A 17,419-nucleotide genomic window follows, 5' to 3' on the forward strand; every position below is an offset into this window, starting at 1 on the left:
AGCGACAACAACTGCCAGGCAGTTGCACTGGCACCACCGCACTCACTCAGTCAACCAGCCGCCCTTCCCCAGCTAGGCCCAGGAGCTTTTCCCATGACCCGCCTTTTCAACGAACCTTCGGCCTTCGCTGACGAAATGATCGAAGGTTTCGTCGCCTCCCACGGACGCTGGGTTAAGCGTGTTTCCGGCGGTGTTATCCGCAACACCAAGAGCACCCCGGAGACGGTGGCACTGGTGATCGGCGGGGGCTCCGGACACTATCCCGCGTTCGCGGGACTGGTGGGCCAGGGCCTGGCGCACGGTGCCGCTATGGGCAACCTCTTCGCCTCGCCGTCGGCCCAGCAGGTCTACAACGTGGCCAAGGCCGCCAACAATGGCGCCGGCGTGCTGCTCGGCTACGGCAATTACGCGGGCGACGTCCTGCACTTCACCCAGGCGCAGGAAAAGCTGCGCCGGGAGGGCATCGACTGCCGCAGCATCGCGGTCACGGACGATGTTTCCTCGGCCCCGGTCGAGGAACACACCAAGCGCCGCGGCATAGCCGGAGACCTGACCGTATTCAAAGTGGCGGCGGCCGCCGCCGAGGCCGGCTACTCGATGGACCAGGTGATGGAGATCGCCGAACGCGCCAACCACCGCACCCGCTCGTTCGGCGTGGCCTTCACCGGCTGCACCCTCCCAGGCGCCGAAACCCCGCTGTTCTCCGTTCCCGAGGGGCGGATGGCGGTGGGCATGGGCATCCACGGAGAGCCCGGCATCGGCGAAACGGCGATTCCGACGGCGGATGAGCTCGCCGATATGTTCGTCGCCAAGCTCCTGACCGAGGTGCCGGAGGGCGTGGACCCCAGGGGTGCACGCGTGGTCCCCATCCTCAACGGCCTGGGCAGCGTGAAATACGAGGAGCTCTTCGTGGTGTACCGCCGCGTGGCCCAACTCCTGACCGACGCGGTCCTGGAAGCTGTAGATCCGCAAGTTGGCGAATTGGTCACCAGCTTCGACATGGCCGGCACCTCCCTGACACTCTTCTGGCTCGACGACGAACTCGAGGCCCTCTGGAACGCACCCGCCGACGCCCCGGCCTTCCGACGCGGCGCCGTCGCTGCCGAGGCCCTTGAGGAGACGGCAGGCGAGACGGCCGACGTCGAACTTTCCATCCCTGAGGCCACCGCGCCATCCCGTGCCGGCGCTGTCCGGGTCCTCGCCGCGCTCGGCGCGGCCAAGGACGTGGTGGACGCCAACGCGGCCGAACTGGGCCGCATCGATGCGGTCGCCGGCGACGGCGACCACGGCATAGGCATGGAGCGCGGCGTCCGCGCGGCCGTGCAAGCCGCGGCAGACGCCGTCGGCCGCGGAGCCGGCGCAGCCACCGCCCTCTACTTCGCGGCGGATGCGTGGGCGGACAAGGCCGGCGGTACCTCGGGTGCGCTGTGGGGCATGGCCCTGCGCGCCGTCGGTGACGCGGTGGGTGACACCGAAGCGCCCGACGCCGGTGCTGTCGCCGCCGGGGTGGCCGGCGCCGCCGCCGCGATCATGGACTTCGGCAAGGCCAAGGTGGGCGACAAGACCCTGGTGGACGTCCTGGTCCCCTTCCGCGACTCCCTCGCCGCCGGCGTCGACGTCGGCAAGTCCCTTGCCGACGCGTGGGATGCTGCGGCCACCGCAGCGCAGCGGGCCGCCGAGGACACCGCCAACCTGCTGCCCCTCATGGGCCGGGCCCGGCCGCACGCCGAGAAGAGCCTGGGCACCCCCGACGCCGGCGCCGTGTCCATGGCCCTGATTGTCCGGGCCATCCACAACACCCTCAGCCAGAACACCACCATCAAGGAGAACGCATGAGCACCAAGCTGCGCCTGGTCATCGGGGCCGACGACGCCGGTTTCGACTACAAGGAGGCCCTCAAGGCGGACCTGGAAGCCTCCGAACTGGTCGAATCCGTGACCGACGTCGGCGTGGACGCCGCCAGCCACACCCCCTACCCCTCCGTGGCCATCGCCGCGGCAGAACTGGTCGCGGCCGGAAAGGCCGACCGGGCCTTGCTGGTCTGCGGCACCGGACTCGGCGTCGCCATTGCCGCCAACAAGGTCCCGGGCGTCCGCGCCGTCACCGCGCACGATTCCTTCTCCGTTGAGCGGGCCATCCTGTCCAATAACGCCCAGGTCCTCACCTTCGGCCAGCGCGTCGTCGGCCTGGAGCTCGCCCGCCGCCTCGCGAAGGAATGGCTCACCTACACCTTCGACGAAACCTCCGCCTCGGCGGAGAAGGTCGCCCTGATTAAGGACTACGAGGGTGTCACTTCCTGCTAATCCCGCCGCCCCGAAGGCCACCATCGGCGTCAGCCTGAAGATGTACTTCGGCTACGCCCATTCGGTGGACTACTGCCGTGACGTTGCCGCCATCGCGTTCGCACACCCGGCGGTCCAAAGCGGCGACATCGAACTCTTCGTTCTGCCCGTCCTTCCCGCGCTGCCGGAAGCCTCGCGGATCCTAGGCACGGCCGGCGCAGCCACCGGAGCGCAGGACATCTTCTGGGAGGACGAGGGCGCGTTCACCGGCGAGGTGGGCGCCAGGACCATCGCAGAACTCGGCGGCCGGTACGCCGAAGTGGGCCACGCCGAACGCCGCCGGATCTTCGGGGAGGATGACCGCGTCATCGGGCTGAAGACCGCGGCCGCCTACCGCAACGGACTCACCCCCGTCCTCTGCGTCGGGGAGCTGCAGCAGGGATCCGTGGAGGAAGCCATCGCCCGGTGCACGGCAGAGATCGACGGCGTCCTCAACCGTGCGCAGTCCCTCGGACCCGCCGGCCGGACCATCGTGGCCTACGAACCGCAGTGGGCCATCGGTGCCCCCGAACCGGCCAGCCCCGGGTACATCAGCGCCGTCATCACGGGCCTGGACGCGCACCTGCGCGGTCTGCCCGGCCAGCACAACAGCCGGGTGATCTACGGCGGCAGCGCCGGCCCTGGCCTGATCACCCAGCTTGATCCCGCCGTCGCCGGTTTGTTCCTGGGCCGTTTCGCGCACGACCCGCAGGCGCTGAAGACCATCCTGGACGAGACAGCGGCCCGGCTGACCGCAGTGGGGGTACCGGCATGAGCTCGCGCATTGGAATCAGCAGCTACGCGTTCTTCTGGCAGCTCTCGGACAGGGTCTCCCAGCCCCTGAGCATCCACGACGCCCTGGAACGCACGGCGGAACTGGGCGTGGACCTTTTCCAGGTCTGCGATTACGCACCGCTGGAGGTCATGACGGATTCCGGGCTGGAAGCCGTCCGGGCCACAGCGGACTCCCTGGGCATCGGCCTTGAGCTGGGCACCAAGGGGATCCGCCCGGACCACCTGCGAAGGTTCCTGCACATCGCCGGGATCCTGGGCTCGCCGCTGCTGCGCACCATGTTCAACTCCCCCGGGCACGCACCCGGCACGGAGGAAGCGGTGGCCATCTTCACGGACGTGCTGCCGGAGTTCGAGGCGGCCGGGGTGAAGATCGCGGTGGAAACCTACGAACAGGTCCCCACCGCCCGAGTCCTGGACGTCGTCCGCGGCGTGGCCAGCCCGTATCTGGGGATCTGCAGCGACCCCGCCAACACCGTCGCGGCGCTGGAGATGCCGCGCGAGGTGATTGACGCCGTCGCGCCCCATGTCCTGAACATGCACGTCAAGGACTTTGCCTTCAGCCGCAAGGACGGGTGGGTGGGCTTTACCTACTCCGGCGCACCCCTGGGCGAAGGCCTGCTCGACTACGACTACATGATCGCGAAAATCCAGCCGCACCAACGAAATATCAACCAGATCGTCGAACACTGGCTGCCCTGGCAGGACACCGAGACGGACACCATCCGGCTCGAAAACCAGTGGACCCGGCAAAGCATCGAATTCCTAAGGAGCAAGTGAAATGTCAGCAGAAACTTTGACCGTCGCCGTCATCGGAGCCGGAGGCAAGATGGGGCTGCGTGTTTCCCGCAACCTCCATAAGTCCGGCCACACCGTTTTCTACAGCGAAAACTCGCCCGCCGGCCAGGAACGCGTCCAGGCCGAAGGCCGCGGGATCACCGCCACCGACGACGCCGTCAAGGGCGCCGACGTGGTGATCCTCGCCGTCCCGGACACCGTCCTGGGCATCGTGTCCGAAGGCGTGGTCCCGCAGATGAAGGCCGGATCCATCCTGCTCACCCTGGACCCCGCCGCCGCCTACGCCGGCCTGCTGGCCAAGCGCGACGACGTCGTCCAGGCAGTTGCCCACCCCTGCCACCCGTCCGTGTTCCTGGAACGCACCACCAAGGAAGAATGGGCCGACACCTTCGGCGGCGAAGGCGCCCCGCAGAACGTCGTCGCCGCCATCGACGAGGACGCACCGGCCACTACCCGCGACAACGCCGAAGCCGTCATCCGCACCATCTACGCCCCCGTCATCGACGTCCACTGGGTCACCGTCAAGCAGCTCGCCATCCTCGAGCCGACACTCGTGGAAACCGTCGCCTGCATGATCGGCACCCTGCTCAACGAGGCCCTGCACGAGACCGTCCACACCGCCGGCGTCCCCGAGGAAGCCGCAAAGGCCATGCTGTTCGGCCACGTCCAGATCGCCCTCACCAACGCCCTGCGCGGCTCCAACCCGTTCTCCGAAGCCTGCGAAATCGCCATCCAATACGGCAAGGACACCATTATCAAGGACGACTGGAAGAAGATCTTCGACGACTCCGAACTCGACGGCGTCATCGCCAAGATGCTCAAGCTCGAGGCTGTGAAACGCTAGGAATCGGTCCCACACGGCGGCTGCCACCCCGGCCCTTCCGGCCGGGCGGGTGGCCGCCTGCCGTTTAATCACCGGCGCCGGGCCCGCTGTTCAGCCTGCGGGCGGTGCCGTGGATTCGCGGACGATCACCTGGGTGGCCAACTCCACGCGGTGGGAGTCCAGCACTTCCCCGCGCGCCTGCCGCAGGAGCGACCTCAGGGCAGCCCGACCCATCTCCTCCAGCGGTTGGGCCACGGACGTCAGCGCCGGCACGGACTCCTCGCCCTGGATGGTGCCGTCAAACCCAATGAGGCTGATGTCCCCCGGAACCCGGAGGCCATGGTGTGCAGCTTCCCCGAGAACCCCCAGTGCGATGCTGTCGCTTCCGGCGAAGATGGCTGTGGGGCGGTTCTCGAGGCCAAGAAGTGCCTTTAGCCCCGCGACTCCGCTGTCCCGGCGGAACCTGCCGCCGGAGACGATGTATTGCGGATCCACGGGCACGCCGCGGGCCGTCAAGGCCGCCATGTAGCCGTGCAGCCGGGCCTGGTTGCACTCGGCCCGCTCAATCCCCCCGATGTAGGCAATGCGCCGGTGGCCCAGCTCCAGCAGATGTTCGGTGGCGGCCTTGCCCCCGGCCCAGTTCGTGGCACCGACGCTGACAACATCCGACGAGGGTGGATTGAGTGGATCGATGACGACGACGGGAATCCGGCGACGCTGGAAGGCCTGCAGTTGCGCTTCGCTGAAGGCCGACGTCACCACGATCATCCCCGCCCTGCCCTCGTCCAGCATGCGCTGCGCACGGCGTTCCGGGCTTCGCCGTCCAGGCTCGGGCCGGCCGGTCACGCTGACCATGATGTCAACATCCTCGACGGCGGCAAATTGCAGGATCCCGTTCAGGACCTGGGTGGTGTAGGCAGAGTCGAGGACGTCCATGACTACTTCCACCACGGTCACGCCCTCGGTGGCCGCGCGGCGCTGGAGGGGTGACTGGTAGCCCAGTTGCTCCAGCGCAGCAAGAATCCTGGCCCTGGTTTCGGGAGCCACGTCGTCGCGCCCGTTGACCACCTTCGAGACGGTCGGGGCAGAGACCCCGGCCTGCGTGGCTACTGTCGCGAGCGTCGGTTTGGGCCGGCCCGGCAATGTTGTCCTCATGACGTTCGCAATCTTTCGAAAATGGAGTGCATCTCATCATTGTCCAGAGGGGTGGGCTGGCTGGTCAAGCAATTGCGAGCAGTTCTTAGGAAAGAGAAAAATGTCCGCCCCTATCCCTTGACCGTGCAGCCATTTCGGGATTTAGTTTACACCGTGACTTATATCACTCTTTCGAAATGTTTCGAAGGAGATCGGAGTTGATGCTCCGGACCTCGCCAGTAAATTCACAAATGGAGAAGCAATGAAGCAACCCCAGACCTCCCGGCGCTCTTTCCTCGCCCTCGCCGCCCTGACCCCCTTCGCCGTCGCCGCCACCACTGCCTGCGGCACATCCGGGCCCGGCGCATCCAGCGCCAACGGGGGTGCCAGCATGTGGTTCCTTTCCGGCGAACCGAACCAGACCACCATGCAGAAGGCAGTCGACGCCTTCAACGCGGCAAACTCAAGTGACAAGATCGCCGTCACCTATTTCCAGAACGACGCGTATAAGACCAAGATCAAGACCGCAATTGGTGCCAACCAGGCTCCCACCATCATCTACGGCTGGGGCGGCGGTGGCCTGAAGACCTATGCGGAAGCCAACCAGGTTGAAGACCTGACCAGCTGGTTCGACCAGAACGCCGACCTGAAGAAGAAGTTCTTCCCGGCCTCGTTCGGTGCCGCCACCGTCAACGGCAAGATCTATGCACTTCCCAACCAGGCCGTCGCCCCGATCGTCCTGTTCTACAACAAGGAAATCTTCCAGAAGGCCGGCGTCCAGCCACCCAAGACCTGGGAGGACGTCATGTCGCTGGTGAAGACCTTCAATGGCATGGGCATAGCTCCCTTCTCCCTGGGCGGCCAGTCCCGCTGGACGTCCATGATGTGGCTTGAATACCTGCTGGACCGCATTGGCGGAGCGGACGTGTTCAAGGCGATCTTCGACGGCAAGCCCAATGCCTGGATGGACCCCGCCGTGATCGAGACCGGCACCAAGATCCAGGAACTCGTCTCCGCTGACGGCTTCATCAAGGGTTTCTCCTCCATCACCGCGGACTCCAACGCAGACCAAGCACTTCTGTTCACCGGCAAGGCCGCGATGATGCTTCACGGTTCCTGGACGTACGGCTCCATGAAAAAGGACGGTCAGAACTTCGTCCAGGACGGGAAACTGGGCTTCGTCGCCTTCCCCACGGTTGCCGGTGGCAAGGGGGACCCGAAAAACGGGGTCGGCAACCCCGCCCAGTACATGTCCATCTCGTCCAAGGCCAGCGACAAAGAAAAAGAGTCTGCGAAGAAGTTCTTCAAGGACGGAATCATGACCGACGCTGTCATTGACGCCTACATCAATTCCGGGGCAGTTCCCATCGTGAATGGAATTGAAGACAAGCTGAACACGTCCGGAGACAAGGATTTCCTGAACTTCGTTTACGGGCTGGCCAAGAACGCCCCGAACTTCCAGCAGTCTTGGGACCAGGCACTGAGCCCCACCGCGGCGGAGGCGCTGCTGAACAACATCGACCAACTATTCCTGAAGTCCATCACGCCGCAACAGTTCGCCCAGAATATGAACGGCACGCTCGGGAAATGACCAGCACCCTCTCCACCGCGCCGCGGGCCCAGCTGGGCCGCGCCGATTCCGCTCCTGCCGGGCAACGCAAGGCCGCCCTGGCATGGCTGACCGTTCCCGCGCTGTTCTTCTTCCTGGTGTTCGCAGTGGTTCCGCTGGCAGGGGTGCTTATCCTGAGCTTCACCAGCTGGGACGGCATCGGCGCCATCGGTGCCGCGGGAATGGACAACTGGTTCTCCGTGCTGGCCGATCCGGGACTCTACAACGCCTTGGGCCTGACCTTCCTGATCATGATCTTCTCCTGGCTGGTCCAGACCCCCATCAGCCTCCTGCTGGGAGTCTTTACGGCGGGCAGCCAGCGCTACCGGGCTGCCCTTGCGGTGCTGTATTTCCTGCCCCTCCTGCTCTCCTCGGCTGCCGTCGCCATCGCCTTCAAAGCGCTGCTGGACCCCAATTTCGGCCTGGCCACGGGCCTGGGCCTGCCATTCCTTGCACAGGACTGGCTGGGCGTTCCACACCTGGCCTTGGGCCTGGTCATCTTCGTGATCGCCTGGCAGTTCGTGCCGTTCCATACGCTGATCTACCAAGGCGGTGTCCGGCAGATCCCCAAGTCGCTCTATGAGGCGGCCCAGATCGATGGCGCAGGCACGGTCAAGCAGTTCTTCCACATCACCCTCCCGCAACTGAAGTACACGATCATCACCTCGTCCACCCTGATGGTGGTGGGGTCGCTGACCTACTTCGACCTGATTTTCGTCCTCACCGGCGGCGGCCCCGGCAACTCCACGCGAATCCTGGCCCTGGACATGTACCTGCGCGGCTTCCGGGCCAACCTCATGGGCCCGGCCAGCGTCATCGCTGTCATTCTCGTCATCATCGGCCTTGTTCTTGCCCTTCTCCTCCAGCGCCTCGGGGGCAAGGACAAGCAGGGCAGCCAATTGGAAGGTTTGTAGGGTGAGTACAGTCCTGAAAAGCGACGTGCAGGAGGCCCGGGCGGCTTCCCCTTCAGGGGGCGGCCCGGCGGGACTCAAGCTCAGCACGCGGCTGGCCCGGCTCAACATTCCGGGCGGCCTGGGCGGATGGATCTGGCTCGCCGTCATCATCCTGCCCGTCTACTACGTGGTGATTACAAGCCTCAAAACGCAGGCAGGATACTTCGGGCAGAATCCCCTCGCGGTGCCCACCTCACCCACACTGGAGAACTACCAGATGGTTCTTGAGGCCGATTTCGCCACGTACTTCTTGAACAGCGCCATCGTCACCCTCGGTTCCGTTATTCCCGCAGTACTGGTTTCGTTCATGGCTTCCTTCGCAATCGTCCGTGGCAGCGGGCGTTTCCTCAAGCTGGTCAATGGCGCGTTCCTCATGGGGCTCGCGATCCCGCTCCAGGCGACGATCATCCCCATTTACCTGATGATCATCAGGCTCAACCTTTACGACAGCCTTTTGGCGCTGATGCTGCCATCCATCGCCTTCGCCATCCCGCTGACGGTCCTCATCCTGTCCAACTTCATCCGCGATGTACCGAATGAACTGTTCGAGTCCATGCGGCTGGACGGGTGCAGCGAATGGCAAACCATGTGGCGGCTGGCGTTGCCGCTCACCCGGCCGGCCATCGTGACCGTTGCGATCTATAACGGCTTGAATGTATGGAACGGGTTCCTGCTTCCGCTGGTCCTCACCCAGAGCCCCGGACTCCGGGTCCTGCCACTGGGCCTGTGGACCTTCCAAGGTGAGTACAGCGTCAATATCCCGGCCGTGCTGGCCTCCGTCGTCCTAAGCACCCTGCCCATCCTCGTCCTTTACATCATCGGCCGCCGCCAACTGCTCGCCGGCCTGACGGCCGGCTTCAGCAAGTAGAAAGAACCGTTGTCATGACTACCGCACAACCCCTCCGCGTGGGCATGGTGGGCTACGCCTTCATGGGCGCAGCGCACTCCCACGCCTGGCGCACCGCACCCCGGTTTTTCGACCTGCCACTGCAGCCACAGCTCACCGCGGTGGCCGGACGGAATGCCGTCGGCGTCCGCGCAGCCGCAGACAAGCTGGGCTGGGAGTCGGCCGAGACTGACTGGCGCCGCCTGATCGAGCGCGACGACATCGACCTGGTCGACATCTGCACTCCCGGCGATACGCACGCCGAGATTGCCATCGCCGCCCTTGAAGCCGGCAAGCACGTGCTGTGTGAAAAGCCGCTGGCCAATTCCGTGGAGGAAGCCGAGCGGATGACGCTTGCCGCCGAAACTGCCGCAAAGAACGGCGTCTTCTCCATGTGCGGCTTCAGCTACCGCCGGACCCCCGCTTTGGCGCTGGCCAAGCGGTTTGTGGAGCAGGGCAGGCTCGGCGAGATCCGCCACGTCCGCGCCCAGTACCTCCAGGACTGGCTCTCCGACGCCAACGCCCCTATGACCTGGCGGCTGGACAAGGCGAAGTCCGGCTCCGGCTCGCTGGGCGACATCGGGGCGCACAGCATCGACGCCGCGCAGTGGGTCACGGGCCGGAACATCAGCGGTGTATCGGCACTGATGGAAACCTTCGTCCGGGAACGTCCGCTGGCCGGGGACCTGGTGGGCCTGGGCGGCCACGGCGACCTCAACAGCGACGCCCCGCGCGGGAAGGTCACCGTTGATGATGCCGCCATCTTCAGTGCAAAGTTCGACGGCGGCCCCATCGGTGTGTTCGAAGCGACGCGTTATGCGCTGGGCAGGAAGAACGCCATGCGGCTGGAGGTCAACGGCGCCAAGGGTTCCCTTGCCTTCGATTTTGAGGAAATGAACGTCCTGTCCTTTTATGATGCGGCGGAGTCCCCCGACGCCGGTTTCCGCCGGATTTTCGTTACCGAACCCGAGCACCCCTACGTCGGCAACTGGTGGCCCACCGGCCACGGCCTGGGCTATGAACACGGCTTCACCCACCAGGTGGTGGATCTCGTCACTGCCATCGGGGAAGGCCGCCAGCCGGAACCGTCGTTCGGCGACGCCCTGCAGGTGCAGCGGGTCCTCGCCGCCGTGGAAGCGAGCGCCGCGAACTCCAGCCAGTGGCAAAAAGTCTGAGCAGCCGCCACGCATCAAGAACACCTTAGGAACCGATATGACACGACCAATCACGTTATTCACGGGACAGTGGGCCGATCTTCCTTTCGAGGAAGTGGCCCGGCTGGCCGGCGAGTGGGGCTTCGACGGGCTGGAGATCGCCTGCTGGGGAGACCACCTGGACCCGCGCCGGGCGGCCGAGGACGACAATTACCTCCAAGGGCGCTTGGACATCCTTGAGAAGAACAACCTCCAGGTGTTCGCCATCGCCAACCACCTGACCGGGCAGGCCGTGTGCGACGACCCCATCGACGAACGCCACCAGGGCATCCTCTCCGCAGAAATCTGGGGCAACGGCGAGCCCGAAGGGGTCCGGCGCCGGGCAGCGGAGGCCATGAAAGACACCGCGCGGGCCGCCGCCAGGCTTGGGGTGAAGACCGTCACGGGGTTTACCGGTTCTTCCATCTGGAAGGCCGTGGCCATGTTCCCGCCGGCCTCCCAGGCAATGATCGACGCCGGCTACCAGGACTTCGCGGACAGGTGGAACCCCATCCTGGACGTCTTTGACGAGGTCGGCGTGCGTTTCGCACTGGAAGTCCACCCGTCCGAAATCGCCTACGACTACTGGACGGCCAAACGCACCCTTGAGGCGATCGGCCACAGGGAGAGCTTCGGCCTGAACTTCGATCCATCCCACTTCATCTGGCAGGACCTGGACCCGGTGATGTTCCTCCAGGACTTCGCGGACAAGATCTTCCACGTGCACGTGAAGGAATCCGTCCGCCAGCTGGATGGACGGAACGGACGCCTGGGCTCGCACCTGGCCTGGGCGGATCCCCGCCGGGGCTGGGACTTCGTCACGGCGGGGCACGGCGACGTGCAATGGAACCGGATCTTCCGGACCCTGAATGCCATCGGCTACCAGGGGCCCACCAGCATCGAATGGGAAGACGCCGGGATGGACCGCCTGGTCGGGGCCCCGCAGGCGCTTGCCATGGTCCGGGAACTGGCCCGGATTGCCCCGCCCGCAGCCGCCTTCGACGCAGCCTTCGCCAGCCGCTGACCCACGCTTTGCCGGCAAGAGCCGGCAGCCAAACAAAGGAAACGTCAATGACAGAAACCAAGAACGCGTTGGTCGTCCGCGGCGGCTGGGACGGCCACCAGCCCTACGAGGCCACCGAGCTCTTCATCCCCCACCTTCGGGACAACGGCTATGCCGTCCGGGTGGAGGAATCCCCCAAGGTCTACGCCGATGCCGAATACATGGCGGGCGTTGACCTGGTCATGCAGTGCATGACCATGAGCACCATCGAAAAGGACGAGTTCGCCGGACTGCGGGCAGCCGTGGAGAACGGCACCGGCCTGGCAGGATGGCACGGCGGCATCGCCGATTCCTACCGGAACACCTCCGACTACCTGCACCTGATCGGGGGGCAGTTCGCCTGCCACCCCGGCAAGCACCCCGACGAGTGCGTGGGTGAGCAGTCGGACAACTACGTGCCCTACACCGTCAACATGCTGCCGGCAGCCACCGAACACCCCATCACTCAGGGCATCCAGGATTTCGACCTGGTCACGGAGCAGTACTGGGTCCTCGCTGACGACTACATCGATGTCCTGGCCACCACCACCCAGAAAGTCCGCGAGTGGGACCCCTGGCACCGTGAAGTGACCTCCCCCGCCATCTGGACCCGCCAGTGGGGCAAGGGCAGGATCTTTGTCTCCACGCCCGGGCACCGGGTGGAAATCCTCCAGGACCAAAACGTACGCACCATCATCGAAAGGGGCCTGCTGTGGGCAAGCCGTTGAACGTCGGAATCATTGGCTGCGGAGCCATCATCGCCCAGTACCTCACCAATTTCCGGCGGCTGGACCAGATCCGGCTGGTGGCCGTGGCGGACCTCGATCCGGCACGCGCCCAGGCCGTGGCGGCTGACTACGACGGCGTCCGCGCCCTGTCCGTCGAGGAACTGCTCGCCGCTGACGACATCGACCTGGTGCTGAACCTGACCATCCCCGCCGCGCATGCAGAAATCGCCCTGAAGGCCATTGCTGCGGGCAAGTCTGTCTATGGCGAAAAGCCGCTCGCCGCCACCACTGCCGAAGCACGGCAGGTGCTCGACGCAGCAAAGGCGGCGGGCGTCGTCGTCGGCTGTGCCCCCGACACCGTCCTCGGCACCGGCATCCAAACCGCGCGCAAGGCGATTGATGACGGGCTGATCGGCGCACCCGTCTCGGCCACTGCCACCATGGCGACTCCCGGGCACGAACGCTGGCACCCGAACCCGGACTTCTACTACCAGCCCGGCGGCGGGCCCCTCCTGGACATGGGTCCCTACTACGTCACGGCCCTGGTGACGCTGCTGGGACCGGTGGTCTCGGTAGTGGGCGCCGCCAGCCACACGCGGAATGAGCGAACCATCGGCTCCGGACCCCGGCAGGGTGAAAAAGTAGCCGTCAACATCGACTCCCACGTCACCGGCGTGCTGGTCCACGCGTCCGGGGCGTTGTCCACGCTCTTCATGAGCTTCGACGCCGTAAAGTCCAAATCGCCCAACATCGAGATCCACGGTGAGCGCGGCTCCCTGGTGGTACCGGACCCGAACCACTTCGACGGGGACGTCCAGCTGTTTTCGCTGGGCGCCGAGGACTGGGAAACCCTTCCGGCGTCCGCCGGCTATGTTGATTCCGGTCGCGGGTTCGGCATCGCGGACCTGGCCGCCACGCCGGTGGGCAGGGAGCCCCGGGCCGGCGGCGCCCTGGCCTACCACGCCCTGGAAGTCATGGAATCCGTGCTGGAGTCGGCGCACAAAGGGACCACGGTGGCCATCCAGAGCACTGTTGAGCGACCCGAAAGCGTGGAACTGACGGTGCTGGCCGAGCAGGCAGACGCGCTCCAGTCCAAGTAGGCCGGTGCGGGGAGCCGCGCCGCGCTACAGCAGCTCATCGCTGCGGGCGGCGCGGTTCCTGCCCAGCGACTTGGCCCTGTAGAGGGCGGCATCGGCCGAGGCGATGAGCCGGTCCACGCTGGACGTGCCGGCGTCGTAGACGGAAATTCCGTAACTTGCCGTGGGCAACTCCAGTCCGCCCGGCGCCGCAGCATCGGCCAACCGGCTGCTGATTTCCTCAGCGATTGCCTCCGCGCGCTCGGCGCTGGCCCCGGGAACCAGGATGACGAATTCCTCCCCGCCGTACCTCCCGGTCAGGTCCGTGGACCGTACGGTGGCCACGCAGGCGTCAGCGAACGCCTTCAGGGCGAAGTCCCCGGCGGCGTGCCCGTAGGTGTCGTTGACCGTCTTGAAGTGGTCAAGGTCGGCCAGGATCAGGGCCCCTGAACCGCCGGTGATGGTGCGGTCCGCAAGTTGCTCCGCAGCAAGGTCCAGGAACGCCTTGCGGTTCAAAAGCCCGGTGAGGTCATCACGGGTGGCCACCACCCGGAGGGCACGCGTCTGCTGTTCGCTGCTCAGGGCCGCCATGCTGAACGAGACCACCACCAGCAGCACCATGGTCACCAAGGTGGTCACGGCGGAACCGAAGGCCGTGGTGAAAACCGGACCGTCCTGCCCGTCCAGAAGGAATGCCATCCACCGGAACAGGTAGAAGACGGACAGCCCTCCAGCGGCCACCGCCATGGGGATGCGGACCCGCGAGTAGCCCGGTTCCAGGCGCCAGAGCTCATGGGATGCCAGCCCGATGGTGGCGCTCATGGCGGCGAGGAACACGGCCCCGCCGGCCCAGACGTTGGTGGCGGGGTGGTCCGGCACGGCGGCAACCAGCGTGACCAGCGGGATCCCCGTAAAAGCCCACTTCGGCGGCGGCACCGTGCGCAGCGACCGTGCCCCGGCCCAGACCGCCACCGCACCGTACACCAGCACTGCGTTCCCCAACGGGTTGGCCCAGGCCTGGTGGGGGGTGCCGTTCAGCAGGAAGCAGGCCGACCCCGCCAGGAAGCACACCAGGGCAACACACCACCAGCCGCTGTACGGCGAGCGCGTCACCCGGTAGGCGGAAAAGTAGAAGAGGAACACCAGCGCAAGGGCCATCAGGCCAAAGGCGATGCGCAGGGTTGCGGTGTCCAGAACCATATGCAGGAAGTCCCCCCGAAAAGCCCTAATGCTGCTGCAGCAAGTATCACATCCCGCCGCGCCGCGCAGAAGAAGCCGCACCATGATTAAGCGCTGCACCCCACACTGGGCGGCAGCTGGAACTTCGCTGGGAACTTCGCCGGAGGCAGCGGAGTTGAACCGGTTATGGACGACCCTCCTTCACATATGCCGTGGCCCCTCTGCAGCCTGACCGGATCACCGGCCACCACAGGAGAGGGGCGCCCCAATGTATGAATGGATCATGCTGGGCATCGGCCTGGTCCTGACCGTCGGTACCGGCTTCTTCGTCGCTGCCGAATTCGCCCTTGTAAACCTTGACCGGCATGACCTTGAGTCCCGCCAGGCCCGGGGCGAGAAACGCCTTGGCCCCACCATCAAAGCGCTGCGGATCACCTCCACCCACCTGTCAGGTGCGCAGCTGGGCATTACGCTGACCACCCTCTTGACCGGCTACACCTTCGAACCGGCCATCAGCCGGCTGCTCAGTGGACCCCTGACCTCGCTGGGCGTTCCCGATGCGGTGGTCCCCGCCGTCGGCTCCGTCGCCGGGATCTTCCTGGCCACGGTCTTTTCGATGGTGGTGGGCGAGTTGGTCCCCAAGAACTTTGCCCTGGCACTGCCCCTGGCCACCGCCAAGGTGGTGGTCCCGTTCCAGGCCCTGTTCACGGCCGTCTTCAAGCCAGTGATCCTGCTCTTCAACAACACGGCCAACCGGATCATCCGGGGATTCGGGATCGAACCCAAGGAGGAGCTCTCCGGTGCGCGCAGCGCGGAGGAGCTGAGCTCCTTGGTGCGCCGCTCCGCCGTCGAAGGCGTCCTGGACCTTGACCATGCCACCCTGCTGCACCGCACCCTGCGTTTTTCCGAGTACAGCGCAGCTGACGTGATGACCCCGCGTGTGCGGATGGCGGCTGTTGGTGCCGGCGACACCGCGGAGGACATCGTGGCCCTGGCCACAGCCACTGGCTACTCCCGCTTCCCCGTGATCGGCCGCGACCGGGACGAGGTGCTGGGCCTCCTGCACGTCAAGCAGGCATTCGCACTGCCCCTGGACCAGCGCGCCGCGACCACCGCGACCGGGCTGATGGTCGAACCGCAGCGGGTCCCTGAGTCCATGGGCGTGGACACCCTCCTGGGTCTTCTCCGCCGGCAGGGGCTCCAGGTGGCCATCGTGTCCGACGAGTACGGCGGCACCGCGGGAATCGTCACGCTTGAGGACCTGGTGGAAGAGATCGTGGGCGAACTGGAGGATGAACACGACCGCGCGCGTGCCGGCGTGGTCCGCGTTGGCCGGTCTGTCACGTTCGACGCCGGGCTGCGCCCGGATGAACTGCTGGACCGCACCGGGATCGAAGTCCCCGACGGGGAAGAGTACGACACTGTTGGCGGGTTCGTCACCGACCAGCTGGACCGCCTGCCGGAGCTGGGCGACCAAGTCGAGGTCGACGGCGGCGCCCTCCGCGTGGAGCGCGTGGCGGGAATGCATGTGGAACGGCTGCGTTTCACCCCCGGCGCATCCGGCGAACCGCCGCGGAGCCCGCATGAGCGGATCATCGACAACCTGACCCAGGAGCTGACCCATGAGTGACTACCTTCCCGGCATTATCTGGCTGGTGGTGCTGCTTTTGGTGAACGGCTTCTTCGTGGGGGCGGAGTTCGCCGTGATTTCGGCCCGCCGCTCCCAGATTGAACCGAAGGCGGAGGCGGGCAGCAAGGCGGCCAAGACCACTCTGTGGGCCATGGAACACGCGACGCTCATGCTGGCCACCAGCCAGCTGGGCATCACGGTCTGCTCCCTGGTCATCCTGAACGTCTCCGAGCCCGCCATCCACCACCTGCTGGAAGTCCCGCTGGGCCTGACATCCCTGTCCTACGAGTCAATCAGCATCATCGCTTTCGTTGTGGCGCTGCTGCTGGTGACGTTCCTGCATGTGGTGGTGGGCGAGATGGTGCCCAAGAACATCTCATTCTCGGTTCCCACCCGGGCTGCCCTTTTGCTCGCTCCGCCGCTGGTCCTGGTGGCGCGGGTGTTCAAGCCGGTGATCTGGGCGTTGAACGGAATTGCCAACGCGATCCTTCGCCTCTTCAGGGTGGAGCCCAAGGATGAAGCCACCAGCGCGTACACGCTGGATGAGGTGGCCACCATCGTGGAGCAGTCCACCAGGGACGGAATACTGGCTGACACCACCGGCACCCTGACCAACGCTTTCGAATTCACCGCCAAGACGGTGGCGGATGTCCAGGTCCCGATGGCGGAGATGGTGTTGCTGCCGGAGTCGGCCACGCCCGCAGATATCCAGCAGGCAGTGGCCGGCCACAGCTACTCCCGGTACATCCTGACCAACGGGGCCGGGGAGCCTGACGGCTACCTCCACCTGAAGGACGTTATGGACCTGACCACGGCAGCGAAGTTCCACCAGCCGGTGCCGGCCAAGCGCATACGGCGCCTCGCGTCAGCTTTTGCCGGCGCAGACCTTGAGGATGCGCTGGCCGCCATGCGCCGGACGGGGGCCCACGTGGCCCGGGTGTTCGACGCCGACGGCAGGACCACCGGGATGCTCTTCCTCGAGGACATCATCGAGGAGTTGGTGGGCGAGGTGCAGGACGCCACCAGTGCCTAGCCGGGTTTCCTGCGCCACCCCCTAGTGCCCGGCGGCGGCGGGAACTAGAGTGGGTGGCGGTCCCGCCTTGCCGTCCCCGGCAGGAGGACGGGTCCCCCTACGAGGGAATGGAGGTGGTTTTGATGACTGCAGTTGCCGCGCGCCGTGAGCGCCCCGCGAACACCACATCAACCATCCTCTCCCGGCTGCACACGCCTGACTGACGGCAGCTGCCCATAGCGC

At 65.8% G+C, this 17,419-nt stretch carries 16 protein-coding genes; 14 read left to right on the top strand and 2 right to left on the bottom strand.

What is annotated here, in order from left to right; translation table 11 throughout:
* The first annotated feature begins 93 nt into the window (after positions 1-93).
* The 5 genes from QRN53_RS07455 to QRN53_RS07475 are packed head-to-tail and all read left to right on the top strand — an operon-like array spanning position 94 to position 4,755.
* Positions 94-1,836, top strand: coding sequence for a dihydroxyacetone kinase family protein (locus QRN53_RS07455; RefSeq protein WP_285243379.1), 1,743 nt, complete (start codon positions 94-96; stop codon positions 1,834-1,836).
* A complete protein-coding gene (locus tag QRN53_RS07460) occupies positions 1,833-2,303 on the top strand; it encodes a ribose-5-phosphate isomerase (RefSeq protein WP_285243380.1) in 471 nt (156 codons plus the stop codon). Before QRN53_RS07455 ends, QRN53_RS07460 begins: the two co-directional genes overlap by 4 nt.
* On the top strand, positions 2,287-3,096 hold the full coding sequence (locus QRN53_RS07465; RefSeq protein WP_285243381.1) for a triose-phosphate isomerase family protein: 810 nt from the start codon (positions 2,287-2,289) through the stop codon (positions 3,094-3,096). Before QRN53_RS07460 ends, QRN53_RS07465 begins: the two co-directional genes overlap by 17 nt.
* Positions 3,093-3,893: a sugar phosphate isomerase/epimerase family protein gene (locus QRN53_RS07470; protein ID WP_285243382.1), complete on the top strand. Its 801-nt coding sequence runs from the start codon at positions 3,093-3,095 to the stop codon at positions 3,891-3,893. Before QRN53_RS07465 ends, QRN53_RS07470 begins: the two co-directional genes overlap by 4 nt.
* A gap of 1 nt (position 3,894) precedes the next feature.
* The gene (locus QRN53_RS07475; RefSeq protein ID WP_285243383.1) at positions 3,895-4,755 is read left to right on the top strand and encodes a phosphogluconate dehydrogenase C-terminal domain-containing protein; all 861 of its coding nucleotides are present in this window, start codon (positions 3,895-3,897) and stop codon (positions 4,753-4,755) included.
* Positions 4,756-4,845: 90 nt separating this feature from the next.
* Here the strand turns inward: QRN53_RS07475 and QRN53_RS07480 are convergent, their stop codons facing one another.
* Positions 4,846-5,889, bottom strand: coding sequence for a LacI family DNA-binding transcriptional regulator (locus QRN53_RS07480; protein WP_285243384.1), 1,044 nt, complete (start codon positions 5,887-5,889; stop codon positions 4,846-4,848).
* Between the two features lie 241 nt (positions 5,890-6,130).
* Between QRN53_RS07480 and QRN53_RS07485 the strand changes: the two genes are divergently transcribed.
* The 7 genes from QRN53_RS07485 to QRN53_RS07515 are packed head-to-tail and all read left to right on the top strand — an operon-like array spanning position 6,131 to position 13,379.
* Positions 6,131-7,459, top strand: coding sequence for an extracellular solute-binding protein (locus tag QRN53_RS07485; RefSeq protein WP_285243385.1), 1,329 nt, complete (start codon positions 6,131-6,133; stop codon positions 7,457-7,459).
* A complete protein-coding gene (locus QRN53_RS07490; protein WP_285243386.1) occupies positions 7,456-8,391 on the top strand; it encodes a carbohydrate ABC transporter permease in 936 nt (311 codons plus the stop codon). The genes QRN53_RS07485 and QRN53_RS07490 overlap by 4 nt, the downstream gene beginning before the upstream one ends.
* Position 8,392: 1 nt before the next feature.
* Positions 8,393-9,298: a carbohydrate ABC transporter permease gene (locus QRN53_RS07495; protein WP_285243387.1), complete on the top strand. Its 906-nt coding sequence runs from the start codon at positions 8,393-8,395 to the stop codon at positions 9,296-9,298.
* A 14-nt stretch (positions 9,299-9,312) separates the two neighbouring features.
* Positions 9,313-10,491 (top strand): Gfo/Idh/MocA family protein, encoded by a 1,179-nt coding sequence (locus QRN53_RS07500; protein ID WP_285243388.1) that lies wholly within the window; start codon positions 9,313-9,315, stop codon positions 10,489-10,491.
* A 37-nt stretch (positions 10,492-10,528) separates the two neighbouring features.
* Positions 10,529-11,533 (top strand): sugar phosphate isomerase/epimerase family protein, encoded by a 1,005-nt coding sequence (locus QRN53_RS07505; RefSeq protein ID WP_285243389.1) that lies wholly within the window; start codon positions 10,529-10,531, stop codon positions 11,531-11,533.
* Between the two features lie 47 nt (positions 11,534-11,580).
* Positions 11,581-12,279, top strand: a complete 699-nt coding sequence (locus tag QRN53_RS07510) for a ThuA domain-containing protein (RefSeq protein ID WP_285243390.1) — start codon at positions 11,581-11,583, stop codon at positions 12,277-12,279.
* Positions 12,264-13,379 (top strand): Gfo/Idh/MocA family protein, encoded by a 1,116-nt coding sequence (locus tag QRN53_RS07515; RefSeq protein ID WP_285243391.1) that lies wholly within the window; start codon positions 12,264-12,266, stop codon positions 13,377-13,379. Before QRN53_RS07510 ends, QRN53_RS07515 begins: the two co-directional genes overlap by 16 nt.
* A gap of 24 nt (positions 13,380-13,403) precedes the next feature.
* Here QRN53_RS07515 and QRN53_RS07520 read toward each other — a convergent pair whose 3' ends face one another.
* Positions 13,404-14,555 carry a GGDEF domain-containing protein gene (locus tag QRN53_RS07520; RefSeq protein WP_285243392.1) on the bottom strand — a complete coding sequence of 384 codons (1,152 nt, stop codon included), beginning with the start codon at positions 14,553-14,555 and terminating at the stop codon, positions 13,404-13,406.
* A 247-nt stretch (positions 14,556-14,802) separates the two neighbouring features.
* Here QRN53_RS07520 and QRN53_RS07525 point away from each other — a divergent pair, with 247 nt between their 5' ends.
* Entirely contained in the window at positions 14,803-16,164 is a 1,362-nt protein-coding gene (locus QRN53_RS07525; protein WP_285243393.1) for a hemolysin family protein, read from the top strand.
* Positions 16,157-17,197: a hemolysin family protein gene (locus QRN53_RS07530; RefSeq protein ID WP_285243394.1), complete on the top strand. Its 1,041-nt coding sequence runs from the start codon at positions 16,157-16,159 to the stop codon at positions 17,195-17,197. The genes QRN53_RS07525 and QRN53_RS07530 overlap by 8 nt, the downstream gene beginning before the upstream one ends.
* Positions 17,198-17,419: the final 222 nt, after the last annotated feature.

Origin of the sequence: Pseudarthrobacter sp. fls2-241-R2A-127 (assembly GCF_030209355.1) — a bacterium.
Lineage (GTDB): Bacteria > Actinomycetota > Actinomycetes > Actinomycetales > Micrococcaceae > Arthrobacter.